This window comes from Eubacterium sp. BL-380-WT-2B (assembly GCF_009696115.1).
Lineage (GTDB): Bacteria > Bacillota > Clostridia > Eubacteriales > Eubacteriaceae > Eubacterium > Eubacterium callanderi.
Map to the genome: position 1 here is coordinate 199,374 of NZ_VUMP01000007.1, position 21,040 is coordinate 220,413.

Annotated in this window: 21 protein-coding genes; all 21 read right to left on the reverse strand. The window is 56.5% G+C overall.

Annotated features, from left to right (window positions below; all coding sequences use genetic code 11):
• Positions 1-8 precede the first annotated feature (8 nt).
• Positions 9-1,046 (reverse strand): DUF4097 family beta strand repeat-containing protein, encoded by a 1,038-nt coding sequence (locus tag FYJ53_RS15385; protein WP_180493413.1) that lies wholly within the window; start codon positions 1,044-1,046, stop codon positions 9-11.
• A complete protein-coding gene (locus FYJ53_RS15390; protein WP_148427452.1) occupies positions 1,043-1,615 on the reverse strand; it encodes a DUF1700 domain-containing protein in 573 nt (190 codons plus the stop codon). Before FYJ53_RS15390 ends, FYJ53_RS15385 begins: the two co-directional genes overlap by 4 nt.
• Complete coding sequence (locus tag FYJ53_RS15395; RefSeq protein WP_148427449.1) at positions 1,605-1,928, reverse strand: PadR family transcriptional regulator; 324 nt, start codon at positions 1,926-1,928, stop codon at positions 1,605-1,607. Before FYJ53_RS15395 ends, FYJ53_RS15390 begins: the two co-directional genes overlap by 11 nt.
• 139 nt (positions 1,929-2,067) lie before the next feature.
• Entirely contained in the window at positions 2,068-2,997 is a 930-nt protein-coding gene (locus FYJ53_RS15400; RefSeq protein ID WP_013379203.1) for a YhfZ family protein, read from the reverse strand.
• Positions 2,998-3,053: 56 nt separating this feature from the next.
• Positions 3,054-4,010, reverse strand: coding sequence for an electron transfer flavoprotein subunit alpha/FixB family protein (locus FYJ53_RS21910; protein WP_148427447.1), 957 nt, complete (start codon positions 4,008-4,010; stop codon positions 3,054-3,056).
• A complete protein-coding gene (locus tag FYJ53_RS15410; protein WP_148427445.1) occupies positions 4,007-4,798 on the reverse strand; it encodes an electron transfer flavoprotein subunit beta/FixA family protein in 792 nt (263 codons plus the stop codon). The genes FYJ53_RS21910 and FYJ53_RS15410 overlap by 4 nt, the downstream gene beginning before the upstream one ends.
• Positions 4,795-6,231, reverse strand: coding sequence for an FAD-binding oxidoreductase (locus FYJ53_RS15415; protein WP_148427443.1), 1,437 nt, complete (start codon positions 6,229-6,231; stop codon positions 4,795-4,797). Before FYJ53_RS15415 ends, FYJ53_RS15410 begins: the two co-directional genes overlap by 4 nt.
• On the reverse strand, positions 6,221-7,186 hold the full coding sequence (locus FYJ53_RS15420; RefSeq protein WP_148427441.1) for an electron transfer flavoprotein subunit alpha/FixB family protein: 966 nt from the start codon (positions 7,184-7,186) through the stop codon (positions 6,221-6,223). Before FYJ53_RS15420 ends, FYJ53_RS15415 begins: the two co-directional genes overlap by 11 nt.
• Positions 7,183-7,947, reverse strand: coding sequence for a hypothetical protein (locus tag FYJ53_RS15425; protein WP_143074392.1), 765 nt, complete (start codon positions 7,945-7,947; stop codon positions 7,183-7,185). The genes FYJ53_RS15420 and FYJ53_RS15425 overlap by 4 nt, the downstream gene beginning before the upstream one ends.
• 152 nt (positions 7,948-8,099) lie before the next feature.
• Positions 8,100-9,530, reverse strand: coding sequence for an FAD-binding oxidoreductase (locus tag FYJ53_RS15430; RefSeq protein ID WP_090410980.1), 1,431 nt, complete (start codon positions 9,528-9,530; stop codon positions 8,100-8,102).
• Between the two features lie 3 nt (positions 9,531-9,533).
• A complete protein-coding gene (locus FYJ53_RS15435; RefSeq protein ID WP_013379196.1) occupies positions 9,534-9,899 on the reverse strand; it encodes a DUF1667 domain-containing protein in 366 nt (121 codons plus the stop codon).
• Positions 9,900-9,901: 2 nt separating this feature from the next.
• Positions 9,902-11,149 carry an NAD(P)/FAD-dependent oxidoreductase gene (locus FYJ53_RS15440; RefSeq protein WP_090410979.1) on the reverse strand — a complete coding sequence of 416 codons (1,248 nt, stop codon included), beginning with the start codon at positions 11,147-11,149 and terminating at the stop codon, positions 9,902-9,904.
• Entirely contained in the window at positions 11,146-12,909 is a 1,764-nt protein-coding gene (locus FYJ53_RS15445; protein WP_148427439.1) for an FAD-dependent oxidoreductase, read from the reverse strand. The genes FYJ53_RS15440 and FYJ53_RS15445 overlap by 4 nt, the downstream gene beginning before the upstream one ends.
• Positions 12,910-12,935: 26 nt before the next feature.
• Positions 12,936-14,420 carry an FGGY family carbohydrate kinase gene (locus FYJ53_RS15450; RefSeq protein WP_180493404.1) on the reverse strand — a complete coding sequence of 495 codons (1,485 nt, stop codon included), beginning with the start codon at positions 14,418-14,420 and terminating at the stop codon, positions 12,936-12,938.
• Between the two features lie 383 nt (positions 14,421-14,803).
• Complete coding sequence (locus FYJ53_RS15455; RefSeq protein ID WP_337926991.1) at positions 14,804-15,259, reverse strand: helix-turn-helix transcriptional regulator; 456 nt, start codon at positions 15,257-15,259, stop codon at positions 14,804-14,806.
• Between the two features lie 235 nt (positions 15,260-15,494).
• Positions 15,495-16,124 carry an HD domain-containing protein gene (locus FYJ53_RS15460; protein WP_148427435.1) on the reverse strand — a complete coding sequence of 210 codons (630 nt, stop codon included), beginning with the start codon at positions 16,122-16,124 and terminating at the stop codon, positions 15,495-15,497.
• 76 nt (positions 16,125-16,200) lie between these two features.
• Positions 16,201-17,580, reverse strand: coding sequence for an MATE family efflux transporter (locus tag FYJ53_RS15465; RefSeq protein ID WP_207707253.1), 1,380 nt, complete (start codon positions 17,578-17,580; stop codon positions 16,201-16,203).
• 103 nt (positions 17,581-17,683) lie between these two features.
• Positions 17,684-18,289, reverse strand: a complete 606-nt coding sequence (locus tag FYJ53_RS15470) for a thiamine phosphate synthase (RefSeq protein WP_148427431.1) — start codon at positions 18,287-18,289, stop codon at positions 17,684-17,686.
• A complete protein-coding gene (thiH, locus tag FYJ53_RS15475) occupies positions 18,282-19,433 on the reverse strand; it encodes a 2-iminoacetate synthase ThiH (RefSeq protein WP_013379189.1) in 1,152 nt (383 codons plus the stop codon). Before thiH ends, FYJ53_RS15470 begins: the two co-directional genes overlap by 8 nt.
• Positions 19,434-19,442: 9 nt before the next feature.
• Positions 19,443-20,216: a thiazole synthase gene (locus FYJ53_RS15480; protein ID WP_148427429.1), complete on the reverse strand. Its 774-nt coding sequence runs from the start codon at positions 20,214-20,216 to the stop codon at positions 19,443-19,445.
• A gap of 14 nt (positions 20,217-20,230) precedes the next feature.
• Entirely contained in the window at positions 20,231-21,040 is an 810-nt protein-coding gene (gene thiF / locus FYJ53_RS15485; protein WP_148427427.1) for a sulfur carrier protein ThiS adenylyltransferase ThiF, read from the reverse strand.

A 21,040-nucleotide genomic window follows, 5' to 3' on the forward strand; every position in this document is an offset into this window, starting at 1 on the left:
CTTTTGTTTTACTGCTGCCCGAAATCCAGACGAATGTCGCCGTTGTTATTGTTGATGACAAAGCGGCTGGTACCGCTCTGGTTTTCATCCCGCACGGCTTCCTCATATTTGGCGCCGTCGACCTCAACCTTGCCCAGGCTGGTGCTCAGCTGATAGCCGGCTGTCTCCCTTGGGATACTGGTCTTGATGTTCACGTCGCCCAGATGGGCCGTCACGTTGATTTCTCCCTCAATGGCGCCGCTCAGGCTGATCTTGCCGTTGTCATTTTTAAATTGGCCTCCCCTGACGTTTAACCCCTCGCCGGCAATATCGCCCAGGTGGTCCTCGGCGGTCAGCATGTTATAGGTGCTGTCTGTCAGGGTAATTTTTCCATTGTCGTTTTTAATGCTTCCCTCATCGGCGCGGATATTGGCCGCCTTTATTTTCCCGAGATGATTCTGTGCTGTAAAGCTTTTGGATTCAACATCACTCACGTCCAGATCACCGTTGTCCAGCTTGATATACACGCTGTCGGCTTTGACGGAGGCCATGTCCACACTGCCCAGATGGTTCTGAATCGACAGTGCCTTAAAGGCCCTGGGGCCGTTAAACTTGATCTTGCCGTTGTCCAACCTGGCGTCCAGAGACTGGCCTGTTTCCTTTTTGTCCAGGTATACCTTGATCTTTGAGTTGCCGTAAATGTTGCCCACACCCATAAAAACCACACGGTTTTCCTCCTGGCTCTTGCTGGTGATGGTGGTGGTGTTCCCGTCCTGATGGATTTCAGGCTTTGCCGAGTCCTCATAATAGACGGCCTCAATGGCGTTTTCATCGGCCAGGATGATTTCCAGGTCTGCCATTGAAAAATCAATGTCCAGATTTTCTATTTTTCCTGGGAGCTTCTGGTATTCCAGCCTTTTTTCCTCATACTTCATCACATGGATTCCCCTGCTGTCAATATAGGTGGAGGTCATGCCGCCGAGAAGCATGCCGACCCCGGCGAGCAAAAGTCCGCCGGCTGCCAGAATCCCGCCAATTTTCAAGAGCTTTTTTGAATCGAATTTCATGCGTTTTTCCTCCATTCCAAAATCGCTTCCGCCATCCGCTTAAAGCCGTTGATGACCCAGGGGATGAGCCGGTACATGCCCACGCCCAGCAGAATCCCAAGCCCGAGGGCAAAGGCGCCGCTGCCCACATAAAACAGGGTGGCTGCCGGGCTCTGGAAGATCAGAATCAGCCCGATCACCATCCAGAGAAAGCCGCCCAAAACCAGAGCTGCCGCTGTCACCACAAAGGCGAACAGGACGCTGAAAACCACGACCATCAGCACGAATACCAAAGCCGCGGCCACAATGACCAGCGGCAAGGCAATGGGCGCTGCAAAGATGGATAAGATCACAATCAGCACCACAGGCATTTTCTTTTTCTCCTGCTCATTTCCTTTCAGGGCATATTCGCTGCGCAGCTGCGCGGCCAGCTTGGCCGGCGAGCCCAGCTCTCCGATAACCCTGTCCTCATTTTCCGGTTCAGCGTCATCAAAATATTCATTGTAATACACCAGGGCGTTTTCCCTTTCATCCCTTGGCAGCTTTCTCAAGTGCTTTTCCAGCGCTGCCATATACTCTTCACGATTCATTCTCGCCACCTCCTATCAGAAGCGAATCTATTTTTTCCTTGTAAATATCCCACTCTTCCCGGTATTCTTCCAGCCTGGCCCTTCCGCTTTCCGTAATGGCGTAATAGCGGCGATTCCGCCCCTGAAAGGGCTTATCGTAGGTGGCCAGGTACTTTTCCTTTTGCAGACGCCTGAGCACCGGGTAAAGGGTGGATTCTGAAATATCCAGCACACTTTTGACCCGCTGTGTCAGGCTGTAGCCGTAAGCGTCCTCCTCTGAGAGCACGGCCAGCACACACGCGTCCAGAAGTGCGGAGCCTAATTGAAAAATCATCCTCGCATCTCCTTTCTTTATATCGTTAATGATATTATACAACGTATAATATCATTTTGTAAAGTATATTATTTAATTTTTAATAGACAAAAAACAAAAGAACCCGTATCGCCGCGATACGGGTTCTTTTTTGGTCTTCCTAAAAAAACTTGACAGCACATTCGCCAGAGATCACTTTTTCCTGAATTTCATGGGTTTTCTCCACGGTGATGTATTGGCTGAGGAGCTTTTTAAAGCCGTAATTTTCCCGGTTGATCAAAATCACCGGGGTCGTCACTTCCTCCAGCGGATAGCCAGGCAGCTCCACAACCCGCTGGTTGAGGTCAGGCTGAAAATTGTTGTACCAGCCGTCCCGCCGGTAGATAAAACAGTCCACATTTTTCTTGACAAGCAGCTCGCTGAAGCTGGCATAGGGTGTCTGGACAAACGCCACATCCTTTCCCTCACACAGCTTCTGGGAAATGGTATACTGGTCAATGCTGTTACAATCCACCGCCATACGCATGCCGTCCTCAATCTCTGTTTTCTGGTCATCCAGAAAGTACAGCACATAGGGCTCAGAATAGATACAGCCGGTCAGCTCGATGGCCCTTTCCAGAAAATCATTTTCGCTCAGGTAGCGCTCTGCCGAGCTCTTGGACACAATGATAAAGTCATAGATCATCTCCTTTAGGGCTGCCAGACGCTTTTCGGAGCCTGTGACATAGGCAAAGGAGAAAGGAAAGGGGCTCTTCTCCATCTCCTCACAGATGGCTGTGGTCAGGCTTGAAAAGGAAAGGGTCATAGGCACAGGCATGGTGCCGGTCAGCGATCCCCAGTTGGTATAAGGGTAGAGCTTTTCATAGTCAATTCCGGTCACGAAGGTGCCCTTGACTCCGTTCTTCTGTGTTTGGATACACGCGTCCTCCTCCAGAGTGGCAATGGCCTTCTGGACAATACCGCGGGACACCTCAAAGCGCTGGGTATACTCCGCGATGGTCGGCACCCGGTCGCCGGGCTGCATGGTGTAAAAATCCCGCGCGATGTTAATGGTAGCGAGTCCTGTTTTTTTATAAAAGGTTGGCTTCATTGGTTTTTCCTCATGCTTTCAATATCGTTTTACAATAGCACGGCATCCCGCTTTTGTCAATCACCCGCTGCCGCAAGCATGGCCCGGGCCACACCGTACAGGTCGCCCAGCACCGGATAATCCGCGTTTTTCATGATCTCAGCCTCCCGATCCTCATTGACGGCGCAAAGGCGCTTAACGCCCTTAACACCTGATAAAAACTGGACGGAGCCGGATATGCCAAAGCACAGCAGCAGCTCTGCCGAGATGGCGCTGCCGCTGAGTCCGATCTGTCTTCCCTGGTTCAGAAAGCCCCGCTCCACCAGCACCCGGGAGCACATCAGGTCCGCGTCCAGCTTTTGGGCCAGCTGTTCAAACAGCACAAGGTCGGCCTTGTCCTTCAGGCCGCCGCCCACCGCCACCACCACGGGGCGTCTGCCCTGTTCTAAAACCGGCGCGGCGCCATCGTCCCCGGTCTGCAGCCGGGGCCGCAGCTCCCCGGGCAGCTCACAGGGGATGACCGCGCAGTCTCCGGACGCTCTGGGCTGTGCCTTGAACACGCCCTGGCGCACTGTGGCGATCTGGGGGCGCGCGGTTTTGGTCAGAATACTGGCCATAATGCGGCCGCCAAAAGCCGGACGGGTCTGTACCAGCTGCCCCTCGCTGTTTATCGAAAGCTCTGTGCAGTCTGCCGTCACTCCTGTCTTAAAGGCCGCCCCGATCATGGGGGCAAGGGTACGCCCCTCAAGGGTCGCACCAAAGAGCAGGATTTCAGGCTTCACCCTTTCCACACAGTCGGCCACGGCCGCTCTGTGCGCCTCCTGCCGAAACGCGGAAACCGCCGGAAACGTATAAAGGTAAACCCTGCTCAGTCCGCTGCTCCGCAGTGCCGCTGTGAGGTCTCCGGTCAGCTCCCGGCAGATAAGCACGCCAGCGGTATCGCCGGCCAGCTCTGTGGCCTTTGCCGCCAGCTCCGCGCATACCGGGTGCAGTCCGCCGGGGCCTTCCTGTAAATAGATTAACGCTGTCCTCACTTACCTGCCTCCTTCACGCTTTTCCACACATCCAGCAAGAGCGCCGCACCCTGGCTGTCTGTCAGCTCCAGAACCGGATTTTTAGCCGTTGTCTCCGGCTGAAACAGGCGCACCACCCGGGTGGGTGAGCCTGAGAGCCCGTAGGTTTCACTGTCCTGCTGCTCCAAATCACCCAGAACCAGCCTTTGTACGGCCTGCTTGCCTGCTTTCAGCTTAGCCCGCAGCCCTGGCACCCGCGCTTCACAGATAGTCGGGTTGACAGCCAGCACCAGGGGTAGCCCAGCGGACACCCGGCAGGTCCTCCCGGTCAGCTCCTGGCGGGCCTCCAGCCGATCCTCTGAAGCGCTCACAATCTCACGTACCCAGCCAATGACCGGGATGTTCAGCTGCTCCGCCAGCGAAAAGGGCACCTGGGCCGTATCGCCGTCGGTGGTCTGCTGCCCGCAGATGATCAGGTCTGCCCCGCCCAGGGCTTTAATCCCCTGGGCCAGCGTCCGGGCTGTCATGAGCACGTCGGCCCCCGCAAAGGCCCGGTCGCTCATGAGGCAGGCGTGGTCCGCAGTCATTGCCAGAGCAGTGCGCAGGGCCTGCTCAGCTGACTCCGGCCCCATGGTCAGCGCTGTTACCTCCCCACCCAGGGCCTCTCTCAGCCGCAGAGCCGTCTCGATGGCCGGCAGGTCATAGGGATTGAGCTTATTTTCGCCGGTCCTCACCAGCACGCCCTTTTCTTTGTCCATACTGGCCTCTGACAGCGCCGGAACCTGTTTGATACACACGATTATTTTCATCTAAAAACGCCCTCCGGGTCGAATGCTTCCTTCGCTGCTTTTATCTGGCGCTTTACCGCCTCCGGTACAAAGCGCAGGGCCAGCTCCCGCTTTAGCAGGCCCGCGCCGTTTTCGGTGATAATCTGGCCCCTGTCCGCGGCTGCCCGGGCTGCCCATTCTGCCATCAGAACCTCGCATTTTGCTCTTTCCTCCGGTGTCTCTGGCAGAAAATTAACATGGAAACGGTTCTGTGCCGCCGCGCCGTATATCACAGCGTGTGCGCCACTCTGGGCAATGCCCCCGCGGTACATTTCCAGATAGTCCTCTGCCTTTTCCGCCGGCCCCTTCAGGTCTGAGGACAGGCGGGTAAGCCCGGGCACAGCCTGGCTGAAGGAATCGGTCTTTCCGTTGGCCAGCTCTGGCACCACATGCCGCAGCTTTCTGAAGCGATCGATCTCATAGCGCTCGCTGGCTGCCCAGGTCTGTTCCTCACTGCCGCCCAGCCCTTCAAAAATATCCAGCTGCTCAAACAGCGCGCCCTCCAGTACATCGGGATCGTCCCCGGCCAGCTCGACATAGACCGCGGCACCAGCGCCCTGGGGGAATTCCGGGAGCTCCTGCAGCGCCGCGGCGCTGTGACGCCCCTCGGAGAGCAGGCTGAGGGCTGCCCTGTCATAGTATTCCATCACCGTCACACTGCCGCTGTTCTCAGCCTGAGCCACTGCCCGGCAGAGCGCCATCGCCGCCGGGTCTGTGGGCAGAAAATACAGCACACCCCAATCACAGTCCGGCTTCTTCGCAAGCTCCAGCTCAAAGGCCAGGGCCATGCCCAGCTGCCCCTCAGTCCCTGCCAGAAAGTCGATCAAGTCCATCTGTTTGACAGTCACCAGTCCGTTCAGCACGCCGGAGCTCTCAAAGGTCTCACAGCTCAGGCGGCCGCCGTCCGGCAGCGCGCAGCCGCTGTCATCAAAGACATAGCTGCCCCGGCCGATCTCCCAGACCTCACCTGCGGCTGTGAGCCACCAGAGCTTCCGGACCCAGGACGCTGTCCTCTGCCCGTCGATGCCCATGGCGTTGCAGCCAAACATGCCGCCGAGGGTTGCGCTCTCCTCGGTTGGGTTCGGCGGGAATACCCAGGGCTCCTTCAATAAAAGGGCATGAAGCTGCGTAAGCGTGGCACCTGCCCCGGCGTAAAGAACCGGTCCTTCTCTCAGCTCCAGGTCCTTCAGTCCCTGGCAGTCCACAACCAGGCCGCCCTCCGGCACTGCTCCCCCGGTCAGCCCGGTGCGGGCGCCCTGGGGCGTAATATGCAGCCCGGCCCTGCGGGCATGGCTCACAGCCTCCCGGGCCTCCTCAAAGCTTTCTGGAAAGCAGACCGCGTCTGCCCTGCCTCGGATACGGGATTCGTCCCCAAGCCACCGCTCATATTTTTCTGTCATCGCTTCAATTTTCATCTTTCTGCTCCTCCGCCTGCTTTTCCCAGGCCTCTAAAACCTCCAGTGCATCGCCCACCAGTCCATAATCGGCGGCTTTAAAAACCGGTGCATCAGGATCACTGTTGACTGCCACCAGATTTTTGACGTTCTCAAGCCCAGCCATAAAGGGCGCCGCGCCCGACACGCCCAGTGTGATGCACAGCTCAGCCCTGAGCACATGGCCGGACTGGCCGATAATGTCCGCCACGTCGGCCCATCCATTGATGGCGGCTGCCCGTGTGCAGCCGCAGGCGCCGCCCCAGGCCCGGGCCAGCTGCTTCAGCCGCGCGTAGTTTTCTCTGGAGCCAAGGCCCCTGCCGCCTACCAGCACCAGCTTTGCCTCCTCCAGCGGGTTCTTTGCCCTGCTGGCCTTGAGCTTTCGGTCCAGGCAGTAGCCGTAGTGTTTAAGCACAGGGCCCACCTCTGTAATGGCAGCCTGTTCTGTCTCTTCAACAGGGCTCTCCGATACCGGCCCGGCCTTGGAAGCCGACAATACAAGCGGCCGTCCCTGAGGCCGGCTGACCGCGTCGGCATGTGAATTGTAAACCGGGCGCCGGACCCAGAGGCCCTCCGCATCCCTGCCCAGGGTCCGGCAGCCTGTCAGACAGGTCCCGCCGATCCTTACGGCCAGCCGCGTTGCCAGCACTCCGGAGCCGGCTGTAAAAATCAGCAGCTCTGGCTGCCGCTCCCGGTACAGGGCTTCCAGACTGTCCAGCCAGTTTTCAGGCAGGGCCCCGCTGCCCACCGGGCAGCGCACCACTGTACCGATGCCGGCCACACACCGGGCTGTCTCTGCCAGGCCCTCTTTGGCATCGCCAAGATACCAGGCCTCCAGCAACGCGCTCTCTGCCACAAGGGCACCGGTTAAGGCGTTAATGCGCCCGGCCGTTTTCAGGATATCGTCTTCTCTTGTAAAAACACAGGCTGCCTTCATGATATCATCCCCTTAATCCATTTTTCATACACTGCGCCGGCCTTGGCCGCACCACTCTCTCCCTCGATCATGACACACTCCTTCGCACTGCTCTCCCGGCTGAAAGCTGGCAGAACCGTATCTTCTGCCGGCAGAGCGGGCCACTCCTCAATGTCCCGTTTGGACGCGGCCATTTTCTCCCGCAGCGTCGCCACTCTCAGGTAAGCGTACTCCGCGTCACCCACAGAAGCTGCCACCGGGCCCTGGAGTTTCAGGACTTCCAGCCCCGCCGGAGTCTCATGCTCAAGCACAAGCTGCCCGCCTTCAAACGATGCCGCTGCCGTATCTCCGACAAAGGGAAGCCCCAGCAGCTCAGCCGATAGCGGCGGCACCATGCCGCTGTCCGCCATGCCGGCCTGTTTTCCGAAAAGCACCAAATCAAAATCCCCGCTTTTTATAAAACCGGCCAGCAGCGCCGCCACGGTCTCGGGGCAGAACTCTCTGCGCTCAAGCGGAATATTGACCACCCGGTCGTAGCCCACAGCGTACAGCCCCTTCATCAGGCTTGCCAGGCCGCCGCCAACCGTTACGGCAGTGCACGCCGCCCCGGTGTCTGCTGCGGTTTCCTTAAGCCGCAGGGCCATCTCCAGCGCTGTCTCATCAAAGCAATTGATCATTTTTTTCACATAGCTGGTGTCCAGTCCCTGGGAGATATCCCTCCAGTCCGATTCCAGAACCTGATCGAGGTCTGGTACAATTTTAAAGCATACGCAAATTTTCATTTTGTCCCCTTTTGTGTTGTCATTATTCCTGTTTCCAGGCTTCTGCCCTAAAACCAGATCAAACCACACCCTCTCTCCGGGCTTTTCTGGCCGTCTGTTGGAGGAGGGTGCAGTTTTAAATGCAGTCTTATTTAATTATAACAAATTCCGGCTCAATTTTCCTCTACTAAAAGCACGCCTTTATTTAAAATATGGTTGGGGTCCATGGCTTCCTTGAGCCGGTACATGAGCGGATAGGATGAGCCGTGCTCCCGAGGCATAAACTGGGTGCGGTACTTGCCGGAGCCATGATGGTGGGCAATGCTGCCGCCGCGCTTCAGGGTTTCGTCCAGAATGATGCCAATCAGCTTCATATAGTCGCCTTCCACGCTTTGGGCTCCCTCTGTCACGGTAAAGGCGAACTGGAAGTAGATATTGGTACCCTGCATGTAGCTGTGGGAGGAATGGCCGCCCAGGAAAACCACGTTTTCCATTTCCCGCGGCAGGCGTTCAAGCACTGCGTCGTAGATGTTGCCAATCTCTGACCAGTTGCCGGAAATTTCACAGGTATCGGCCACAACGCCCATGTCGTAGAATTTTGGCTTATCCATATCGTCACAGACATCATTGCGGTGTACGAGCCAGTTTTCCACAGGCTTGGCGCCCATATCCACAGGATCGTATTTGGATGCCAGCTCCTCAATGCCTTCACCGGTAGCCCTGGTGATGCCTGCCGGCCCCTCAGCCAGCAGGAGCAGCATACAGTGTCCCTCAGGCGCAACGCCGCCCATCTGGTCGGCGACCTCTAATGGGTCGTGCAGCCTGACAACTGCAGGCTTGTAGCCAGCCACCATAATATCGCGGATAAGAGCCAGGCCGTTTTTCATGCCCTTTATGCCATAAGCCTTCATCCAGCGGTTTTCAGGCATATATTTGAAGATTTTCACAGAAGCCTCGGTGATAAAGCCCAGGAGCCCCTCGCTGCCGATGAACAGGTGGCGCAGATCTGGCCCGACTGAGCGTCTCGGCACATTTTTAATCCGGATTACACTGCCATCAGCCAGCACTGCCTCCAGACCCACCACCAGATCCTCAATACCGCCGTAAAGTGTGGAAAACTGGCCGATGCTGCGCGTTGCCAGCAGTCCGCCCACCTGTGCCAGAGGCAGGGACTGCGGGAAATGCCCGGTGGTGTAGCCCATCTTATTCAGGTAGCCCTCAAGGTACTCCAGAGGCGTACCGCATTTGGCCGTCACATACATGTCTTCCTCATTGACCTCGATGATCTCATTCATGTCTGAGCCGTCCAGGATCACGCCGTCCTGCCGGGGCTCGATGCCGCGGGTAACGCTGGAGCCGCCGGTTCTCGGCACCACGTCAATTTTTTTATCGTTCAAGTATTTCAGCACCTCAGCGACCTGCTCGGTGCTCTGTGGGCGGACCACGCAGGCCGCGCGGGGCACCCAATATTTTTTATCGTCGCGTTCATAGCGGCGGTAGCCGATATAATCCTTGGCGGCGTCCAAAACAGCCTGCTCGCTGTCTGAGACTCTGTCCGCTCCTACAATTTTTCCCAGTTCCTGTACAAGTGCTTCTTTATTCATAATTTAACCTCTCTCCTTCATTGACCGGGAGGCGACGATATCGACCCCTGTCCCGCAAATATTCTGTTCGATCACCTGCCCGCAGGCCACCGGCGCTTTAAGCGTCCGGCTGTAAAGCACCTTCAGGCAGTCCTCCATTTTATCCCTTGGCAGCTCGCAGGCGCTGATGACTGGCAGTCGCCTGTGCGTGCCGCCTTCGATGTTCACCGTTGTGGTCAGCATCCGCTCTGGATTTTTATATTCCTTCTCGCCGTGGGCGGTGCCCAGCTTACAGCCCGCGCCCTCCACGGTCAGTCTCCCATGGTCATCGGTGACCTCCAGCCGGCAGCTGTTCGGGCACACAATGCAGATGTATTCTTTTTTAACCATGCTCACGCCTCCTTCACATCCACCACCAGCGGCGCGTCGTGTCCTGGCGTCACGGTGCAGGCCACCATTTCCGGCGGCGCCACGGTTTTCAGTTTTTTGGATACCAGTGTCTCACCCCCGTTTTCGCAGGTGAGCCGCACACTCTTTTCCGGTTTTTTTACCCGCATAAACAGGGTGGTCTCCTCCCGGCTGCCCGCGCGCACGCGCTGGGGCACAATAAAATTCACATTCTCTCCCGGAACGGTTTCCACCGCCTCGGCCTCAGTGTCCAGAGTGCCGTTCAGGTAGGCGGCCGCTCCCCGCGCAGCGATCTCTCCGGATTCGGACACATAATCCACCAGGTCAAAGACCACCGCCACGTTGCCTGCCGCGAAAATGCCGGGAACGCTGGTCATAAAGTGGTTGTCCAGCACCGGGCCCCGCGTCCTTGGGTCCATCTCGATGCCGGCCTTAACGGACAGCTCGTTTTCCGGAATCAGGCCGACGGCCAGCACCAGCAGGTCACAGGAAATAAATTCCTCTGTCCCGGGAATCACCTTCCGGTGCTCGTCCACCTTTGCCACGGTCACGCCCTCAAGGCGCTCCTTACCATGGATCCAGGTGACTGTGGTGGCAAGGTGCAGCGGGATGCCATAGTCGTCCAGACACTGGACAATGTTCCGGGTCAGCCCGCCCGGGTCCTGCATGACCTCGTAAACGCCCTTGACCTTAATATGCTCAAGGGTCATGCGCCTGGCCATAATCAGACCAATGTCGCCGGAGCCCAGGATAACCGCTTCTTTGCCTGGCAGGTAGCCCTCCATGTTAATGTAGCGCTGAACCGAACCGGCGGTCATAACCCCGGCCGGCCGGTAACCGTAAAGCAGCACCTGGCTGGCGGTCCGTTCCCGGCATCCCATGGCCAGGATCACAGCACCGCAGCGGATTTTCATCATGCCGTCCCGGTTGTTACAGGCGTAAACCACCTTGTCCCTTGTGATCTCCAGCACCATGGTATCCAGAAGCACTTCAATATCGCTGGCCTCCACCTCGTCGATAAAGCGCTGGGCGTAATCCGTTCCGGACAGGCGTTTCTTAAACCGGTGCAGGCCAAAGCCATCGTGGATACACTGCTGGAGGATGCCCCCCGGTTCAATATCCCGCTCGATGATCATGACCTTTCCGGCCCCCTGACGCCTGGCCTCCAGTGCTGCCGCCATACCGGCAGGGCCGCCGCCGATCACGGCAATATCTATTTTCATCTCTTTCATAATGCTTCACCCTCTTTCTGCGCGGCGGGACGGCTTGTGTCAACGAGAATATTGGTTCCCTCATTTCTCAGATTGATCTCAGTCCATTCGCGGCCCAGCTCTCTGGCTAATATTTCCAATACCCTTGGCTGGCAGAAGCCGCCCTGGCACCGGCCCATTCCCGCCCGGGTCCTGCGCTTGATGGCGTCAATGGACTGAGGAATGACCGGCGAGTGGATGGCGTCCAGAATCTCGCCCTCGGTAATGGATTCGCAGCGGCAGATAATCCGGCCATAGCGCGGATCCTGCCCGATCAGGGTGTCCTGTTCCTCACGGCTCAGATGGCGGAAGTTCCGGCGCTTTTTATGAATGGGATTATAGCTTTGGTTTTTCTGCGCCGGGCTTTTGCAGGCGGCCATATCCTCAAGGAGGATATTTTCCACCAGCTCCGCGATGGCTGGAGCTGAGGCCAGCCCCGGTGACTGGATGGCTCCCACATTGATGAAGCCGTGGGTCACGTCGGACATTTCAATGACGAAATCTTCCTTATAATCTGCCGGACGGGTGCCTGCGAAAATCCGGATAATATCGCCGTAGCCCGCGCGCTCGTTCTGATTGATGCCCATGGCGTAGCGCAGGTCCGCTTCGGTGGTGGCATTGTCCTCCTTGTCTGGGGTCTCGGTGGCCGAGGGCCCCAGCAGGATATTCCACTCCGGCGTCCGGCACATGCCGCCGCCCTTGGATTCCGCGTTTTTCTCGCGGTGGATGCGTTCCAGGGTCGTGATCTCTGTGATCACGTCAAACTCGGGCGTCTTGTTTTTGTCCAGAATGGCGATGGTGCCCTTTCTGGGGTGGATGGTATAGGATTTATCCCCGGCCATGGCAGACATCTCGTCCGCGTAGACTCCGGCACAGTTGATCACGTACCGCGCACGGATAATGCCCCTGGAGCTCACTACCCCTTTAACCTCGCCGTTTTCGGTAAGAATATCGGCCACGGTACAGTTAAAGAGGAACCGCACGCCGTTATCCGCAGCGTTCTCGGCCAGAGCGACCGCCACCTCGTAGGGCTCCACCAGCCCCATGCTCGGCAACCAGATCGCCTCAAGGGGATTGGTCACACCGGCATCCGCCAGCCTGGGCTCAATTTCGAGGGCACGGGCGCCGTCCACCAGCTCCACGCCGTCCACGCCGTTGAGCACCGCCACATCGTAAGCGGCTTTCAAGGCCGGCCTCAGAGCTTCCTCGGTGATGACCCCCATGGAGCCGCAGCGCTGGAGCTCAAAGCCCAGCTCCTCTGCCCACCTCGTATACATCCGGTTCCCCTTCACGTTCAGCCTGGCCTTCAAGGTGCCCGGCTTGGCCGCGTGTCCGGGATGGATATTGCCGTTGTTGGCCTTTGTCGCGCCTGTGGCCACATCGTCAGACATTTCGGCCACCAGTATACTCAGCTGATACTTGGAAAGCTCCCTGGCAATGCCGCAGCCGCTGATGCCCGCGCCGATGATCAACACATCTACATCGTCAATAACGCCGATGGCTTCACCCTGCTCACGGCAGGCGGTATAGTCCTTTTTCGGAACCGCCATGCCCTTAACGCTCAGCTCATTTACCACATTCCGGACACCCTCCTGCTTTGCGATCAAATGCCCGATGTCCACCACCTGGTCCCAGGTGTCACACTCGCCTGTGACGGTGACGATTTTACGCGCGTCCACCGACAGGGACACTGGGATACCCGGAAAGGCTTTCTTCACTTCTTGTTCGATTGTCTCCTGCATTTTGTCTTCCTTTCAGCTGCGGTGTGTCAGCAATCCCAGTTCAAGGTCCGCTCCACAACCTTTTTCCAGTTCTGATAAGTCTCCTGCAGCTTTTCACTGTTTTCTCCAGGTACGACGACCTGTTCAATTTCCAAATATTTTTCTACGTCTGCTGGCTTCATCCATCCCAGCTGGATGGCTGCGGCTTCAGCTGCCCCCAGAGCGGTGGCTTCCACCGATTTGGGCCTTATAACCCTGGCCCCGGTAACGTCCGCCATGGTCTGGAGCACAGAGCGGCTCTTAGTCACGCCGCCGGACACCTTGATCTCGTCAATGCCCACGCCCATTTTGGCAGCCTCCTCCATAAACAGCACACCCGCAAAAGCGATGCCCTCCAGCATGGCCCGCACAAAGTGCTGCCTGTCAGCGCCGGGCCCGATGCCCATAAAGGCGCCCTTGGCGGTCTCGTCATTGTAAGGCGCAAAGGCCATGCCAGCCAGGGCGGGAATGAAATAGACACCGCCGCTGTCGTCCACGGACTCGGCCAGATCGTCCATCTCTGAAAAATCATCAAAGAATTTCAACTTGTTTTTTGCCCATTCCAGGCAGGTTCCCGCTGTTGAGGACTGCCCTTCCAGCAGATAGAGCCGCTCGCCGCCCATATTCCAGCTGATCATGCTGCTCAGTCCCGGCACAGTCTTGATCTCGCTGCCCACGTTGATGTCCACAAAGGTTCCGGTACCCATGGTGCACTTGATGGTGTTAGGGCTCAGGCACCCCTGGCTGAACATGGCAGACTGCTGGTCGGCAAAGGCTCCGCAGATGGGGATTTCCACTCCCAGGATATCCGCGCTCATATTGCCAAAGAAGCCGGTTTCCTCGCATACCTCTGGCAGCATCTCCTCACGGAACCCAAAATAGCCGACAAAGGGCAGATTGTAGCAGCAGTGCTCATTGTCATAGATCATGCCCGCACTGGTCATGCTGCCTGTGGTGGCATGAACTGCTCCGTTTGTGAGCTTCCAGATAAGCCAGGTGTCCATGTTGCCAAACAGGGTGGTCTCCTTTTTCAGCTCTTCGGCAAATTCCGGCGAGTCGTCACAGATTTTATCCAGAATCAGCGGCACGTAAAAGCCCGGCAGCGCCTCAGCCAGCCCGGGGAAGCTTCCGCTGAAAACCGGGTCGTCCATATATTTCTGCTTCTGGTGCCGCCCCCGGTTATCAAACCACAGCACCGCGTTGTGCAGCGGCTCCCCTGTCTCTTTGTTCCACATGGTCCAGGAAGCACGCTGGGTCGTAATGCCCACACCGGCAATGTCCTCAGCCGCAACACCGCATTTTTCCACCACTGCCCGGCAGACCTTCACGGTCTTGTCGTAAATCTCATTGGCGTCCACCTCAGCCTCGTCCGGTTCGGGATAGATAAGCTCCAGGGCTTCATAGACAAAATCCAGCATACGCATATCGCGGTCATAAATTAGCGCGCGAACCCCAGTCGTCCCCTCATCAATTACCAAAATATAATTTTTCATATTTCCCCCAAGTTCATTTCGTTCATTTTCTCTCCAAATCTCCATAAATCAACGATATTCAATTGTACATTTTTTTGTATATTTGATGGTACCTCCCTCCTTTACTCCGCAGTTTTTACGCCATACCCCTTATGTCAGTCTGCCGGAGTCAATGTATATTTTTTGGTACTCTTGATGGCTTTAAGTATAGACCCGTTTTTTACGGTTGTCAATCTTTTTTTATTCCGAAATCCGGCCATAAACTGAAAAAGCCTGATTTTACGCGGTTTTTCCGCAAAAAATATTTGATTTTTACGCCATCCGTCCCTTTAAAAATCAGCCCGTATCGTGACGATACGGGCTGATTTGAAGCTTCATTGCATCTTGCTGTGATAATCCAAGGTTTATTTTCCCTGGTCGTTCCACATATGGGCGAGAATATCCTTTAAAACCAGCATTGCGTCCAGTGTGCTGTAGTGATAGTCGCTCTCTAACTGACCAAGCATTTCTCTCAGCCTTGGAGCGTATTGGCTGATGTCAACCTCTTCTTTGTAGACTGTCAAAATTGGATACTTCTTTCCCCAGAGCTTTGTCCAGTCCATTTTCTTCTGCTTTTCTTCGTTCGCGTGCTCTATCATTTCCTCGATTTCCTTGACATCGACGTCAAAATCAATCAGTTCATCCAGTGACAAATGGTACAATTGCGCCATCTGCTTAGACTGGCGTATGTCGGGCAGGGTCTCATTCGTCTCCCATTTTGAGATCGTCTGCCTGCTTACGCCCAGTTTCTCCGCAACCTCCTCCTGTGATAAACCGGTCCTCTTCCTTGCTTTGTACAAGCTGTTTCCTAAAGTCATCATTGGCCTCCTCTCTTACTCAAGCAATATTTTACCAAAGCTTACGCCTCAAAGTCTACCAGATGCAATTTACACTTCCGCACTTTTTCTTAACGCGCGCCGGGCAGCCTTCAGACATATTTTATACGGATTCACAGCATATCAAAAAACTAAAGTGATGAAGCCTTTTACCTGAGGAAGAAAAAACCGTCCTGCGGGCTCTGGCGCGCTGGCCTCCATCCAAAATCAGCCCGTATCGTCACGATACGGGCTGGTCCGCTCTCTGGCTTTCATTCTCCCTCTGCCAGCAGCGAAAATCCTCCAGGCGTTCCCTCAGCCACTGTTCATTGTCGCTGTAATCCCGCGTCGGGCCGCCCAGTCCGCGCCCCGATGAATCCGCCTTTGCCAGCAGCAGCAAATCCTCCGGGCATAACGACTTCTTAAACAGCCGCCTTGTCGCTTTTTCCGATGAGCATTGCAGGTACAGGCCGTTTGGGCGCATGTGGTACTCCACATGGTTGAGCACCAGCCGGCTCGTCTCCCGGTCCAGGCCAAAACGATCCATGAAGCTCCGGGCCAGGGGCAGCCCTCTTTTCTCATGGCCGTAGGACACGATCTTCCCGTCCTTCTCCACTGTACAGACCGCCTTTCCGTAATCGTGGCAGAGGGCTGCCAGCATAAAGGCAAAAGGGCTGCGTGCCTGGGTGCGAAGCCTGGCTGCCTGGTTCATTACCAGAATGGTATGGGTAAAGGCATCTCCCTCGGGGTGGTATTTTGGGTTCTGTGCAACACCCCTCAGGGCCAGCAGTTCCCGGAAATTTTCGTCGTCAAACTCAATTTCTCTGAAGTCCCCGGTGGACAGCAGCAATGTTTTCAGTCTCTCAAGCATGGGGTTCACTTCCTTTCGTGAATGATCTCTGACAAACCGTATTTTAAACCGTTATACCCGAAAATATTAAAAATCCTTAACTTTTTTCAGCCTCTGGCGTCTCTCCCCTGCGCAGAAACCGCAGTGTCGGCAGGACAAGCGGAATGGCGATGGCAAAGGTCAGGACATCGGCGATGGGCTGGCTGATCTGAACCCCCAGCAACCCCAGCGCCATTGGCAGAAGCAGAATCAGCGGCAGGAAAAACAACCCCTGGCGGGCCACTGAGAGGATGCTGGCCTGTGTGACCTTTCCGATATTCTGGAGCAGCATGTTGCACAGCGTCACCCATCCCAGAAGTGGAAAGGTAATGCACTGCAGGCGCAGAGCCTTTGCACCGATGGCGATGACCTGTGCGTCGTCCGCCCTGAAGAGTGAAATAAGCCCTGGGGCAAAAATCTCGCCAAGGCTGGAAAGCACCACCAGCACCACCGAGGCCACCACCACACAGAACCAAAAACCCCGGCGTACGCGGTCGTAGCGCCTGGCTCCATAGTTGAAGCCGCATACAGGCTGAAAGCCCTGGCCGAAGCCCAGTACCGCTGAGGCTGCAAACTGGGTCAGCCGCGTGACGATGGACATGGCCGCAATGGCCGCGTCGCCAAAGGGGCCGGCTGCGGTGTTCAGGCAGATGGTCGCCACACTGGCGAGCCCCTGCCGGCAGAGGCTTGGCAAGCCGCCGTTGACGATGGCGCGGTACCGGGCAAGGCTTGGTGAAAAATGCCGGAAACGGATGGGCAGATTGCCCGCTGCACGGTTACACCCCAAGAGCAGGAGGAAAAAGCTCACGAGCTGGCTGAGAATCGTCGCCAGGGCAGCGCCGCTGATACCAAGTCCGAAGCCAAAGATAAACAGCGGGTCCAGCGCAATGTTCAAAAGACCGCCGCTGACCAGGCCGATCATGGCGTAAAAGGCGTTGCCCTGCAGCCTGAGCTGATTGTTGAGCACCAGCGCTGCCGTCATATAAGGCGCTCCGATTAAAATCAGGCGCATGTAGTCCTGAGCGTAGGGCATGATGGTTTCTGTGGCTCCCAGCAGCCTGCAGAAGGACTCCGAAAAACAAAAGCCCAGAACCATGACCGCCGCCCCGGTCAAAAGCGCGCTGAAAAACCCGGTTGCCGCCATGCGTGAGGCCTCCTCCACCTCCCGGGCGCCAAGTTTTCTGGAAATATAATTGCCAGAACCCTGTCCAAAGAAAAAACCAATGGCCTGGATAATGGCCATCAGTGAAAACACGATGCCCACTGCCGCTGTGGCACTGGTGCCAATGCGCCCCACAAAAAAGGTATCGGCCATATTGTAAATCGACGTGATCAGCATGCTGATAATGGTGGGAACCGCCATCCGGCAGATCAGCGGCTCCACAGGCGTCTCCGTCATTTTTTTAAATTTCCGCTGCTGTGCGTTATCCTCTTCCATATTTTTCATCTCCTGTTTTTATCTGCCTTTATTATACCATTTTCCAGAAGGATTTGTCCTGATAAAAAGCCTGCCGCTTTTGCAAACGACAGGCTTAAATGTTTTATTTTATCTTTTGAATCAGTGTTTTTACATATTCTTCCGGCGCTTCGCTCCTCATAATACTGGACATCACACAGGCTCCGGCAGCGCCTGCCTCCTGCACACTCCGGATATTTTCCGCCGAAATGCCGCCGATGGCATAAACCGGAATGGGCATCTCACCGCAGATTTCGGATAAAAAGCCAAGGCCTCTGGGCGTCCGCCCTTTTTTACAGTCCGTGGCAAACACATGTCCAGCACTCAGGTAATCCGCGCCCAGGCGCAGCGCGCTCCTGGCCTGCTCCAGAGAGTGAATGGACACGCCGATGGTTTTAAAATCCCGCCGGAGGCCAGGCTGTGCCTCCAGAACCGGCAGGGGGAGATGAATTTTCGGGTGGTTCAGCTCCTTAGCCACTGCCGCGAAGCAGTGGAGCAGAAGCTCAGCGCCAGCGTCCCCACATTCCCTCAGAAAATCCCGGGACAGGGCTTTGTAATCCGCTGGCGGTAAGTCCTTCTCCCGCAGGATAACCTTGCTCACGCCCGAGGCGGCGATCCGCGCCGCCTGAGCGGCAAACTCACGGCTGGCCGGGCAGCAGCCCCGGCTGGTCACAGCGATGATCTCAAACATAGATATACTCGCTCATGACCGGCTGAAGGTTCTCAGACAGGATCATGCTGTAAATCTCGTCCACCGTACGGGCGTCGTCGATCTCGAACTGCTCATCTCCCTGGGCATCGCCAGAATGGCCGCCGATGCCCACATCCACCCCGGCCGATATTTTGGTCGCAGCAATTTTGATAATGTTATCCCGGAACCGCGCGCATTCCCGGCTGGAAATGGTGATGCTGGCAAAGGGCATGAACAAACGGTAAGCGGTAATGATCTGCAGAAGCTGGGGCTCATGCACATCCTTTGGGTTGATCTTATCATTGTTGATGATGGGACGCAGCCGCGGGCAGGAAAAGGCAATCTCCGCATGGGGATATTTGCGCTGAAGCAGGTAGGCGTGCATACCAGTGGCAAAAGCGTCTCTGCGGAAGTCGTCAAGGCCCAGAAGCGCGGCGAAGCCCACGCCGCGGATACCGCCGCGGATGGCCCGCTCCTGAGTGTTGAACCGGTATGGGAAAATTCGCTTGTGGCCTGCCAGGTGCAGGGTCTCGTATTTATCGGGGTTATAGGTTTCCTGAAAGACGGTGACAAAATCCGCCCCGCAGTCGTGCAGATAGGTGTAATCCGCGGTATTCATCGGATAGACCTCCAGGCCCACCACCTTAAAATACTTCCGGGCGATTTTGCAGGCCTCACCAATGTACTCCACATTGGACATCTTCGGGCTCTCACCGGTCAGCAGCAGGATTTCCTCCAGGCCGGTGGCTGCAATGGTCTGCATTTCCCGCTCAATTTCCTTGGCGTTCAGCCGCGCGCGGTGGATTTTATTGCGGCAGTTAAAGCCGCAGTAAATGCAGTAATTCTCGCAATAGTTCGCAATATACAGCGGTGTAAACAGGTTGATGGAATTGCCGAAATGCCTGCGGGTCTCAAGCTGCGCGCGCTTTGCCATCTCCTCCAAATAAGGCATGGCCGCCGGTGACAGCAGGGCCGCAAAATCCTCGGGCTTCAGCGCAGCCTTATCCAGTGCCCGGCGTACGTCTGCCCCGGTAAAGGCTTCATAATCAAAGGCTTCCGCCGCGGACAGCACCTGATCCATGAGCTCAGACCCAATGTCCTCCATGCCGGGGAGGTAGGTCATATGGTCGATTCGTTCTTTCATCTCGCCCTCCTATTCCTGCAAAAACCCGGTCAGGGGTGATGAGGCCGCGCTGCCGGTTTCCAATACCCGCCCAATGCCAGAGAGGTAAGCAGCTCGGCCGGCTTCGATGGCCTTTTTAAAGGCCTCTGCCATAACTGGAATATCGCCCGCAGTGGCGATGGCTGTGTTGGCCATGACCGCGGCCGCGCCCATTTCCATGGCTTCACAGGCCTGTGAGGGCTTGCCGATACCCGCATCCACAATGACAGGCAGGTCAATTTCATCGATAAGAATCTGAATGAAGTCACGGGTACAGATGCCCTTATTGGAGCCGATGGGCGCTCCCAGCGGCATGACAGCCGCGGCTCCGGCGCTCTGCATGTCCCGGGCGGCGTTGAGGTCCGGGTACATATAGGGCATGACCACAAAACCTTCCCTGGCCAGAATCTCGGTGGCCCGGGCGGTCTCGTAGTTGTCGGGCAGCAGATACCGGGTGTCATGAATGACTTCAATCTTCACAAAATCACCGCAGCCCATCTCCCGTGCCAGCCGGGCGATCCGCACGGCCTCCTCGGCGTTTCTGGCTCCAGAGGTGTTGGGCAGCAGGGTCACGCCCTCTGGAATATAGTCGAGGATATTATCCGTTCCCCCAGTATTGGCACGGCGCAGCGCCAGGGTGATGATCTCCGCTCCGGCTTTTTCCACCGCGGCGCTTACAAGCTCCAGCGAGTATTTTCCTGAGCCCAGAATAAAACGGGATGTAAAGGCGTGTCCGCCGATGATCAGTTGATCTTTATTTTCCATGTTGGTTGTCTCCTTTATACTGTTTTACAGCCTAAAATTAATCTCAATATTGTATTGGCCTGATGCCCGGCGCAGATGGCGACCCTAGGAGCCATGAGGCCGCAGCCTGCCTGGGCTGCAGTTTCCCCATCGCCGCAGAGGTAAAAATTTTCCATGATGCGGCGGGTTTTAATGCGGTTGCCGCTTCCATAGCCCGCCATGCCCGACGCGGCCACAAGGGTCTTTTCAGGGTACTGCGTAAGCAGGGTATTCACAAACATTGCCTTGGTCTCGGGATTGTCAAAGGCCTCGCAGACAATGGGGTCCTTTTTAAAAAGCGCCGGGGCGTTTTCCTCGGTTACCCGCAGCGTCTCGGCCTCCACCCGCACAAAGGGGTTGACCTCAGCGATTTCCTGTTTCAGAGCCTCGGCTTTGGCCAGTCCCAGATGGCTGATCCGGTACTGCTGCCGGTTCAGATTACTGGGCTCCACCACATCAAAATCTACCAGATGCAGGGTACCCACACCAGTGCGCGCCAGGCTCAGGGCAATGCTCGAGCCGATCCCGCCAAGGCCGGCCACGGCCACCCGGGCCTTCTTAACCTTTTCATACACGCCGGGTGTATGGCGGGCACAGAGCAGCTCCTCCAGGCACTCCTCTGGCGGCAGCTCTCCCTTTGTGGTGACCGCTGCTATAGCCCCGCTGTGCAAGGGCAGGTCCTCATCACTCTGGTATCCGTCCAGAATCACCACACGTTCTTCACGCTCAAGCCCCAGCTCTCTGCAGAGCCCGTGCAGGCTCTCCGCCTGTGTCTCATAGTCTTTTCCATTCAGTCTTATCCGCAT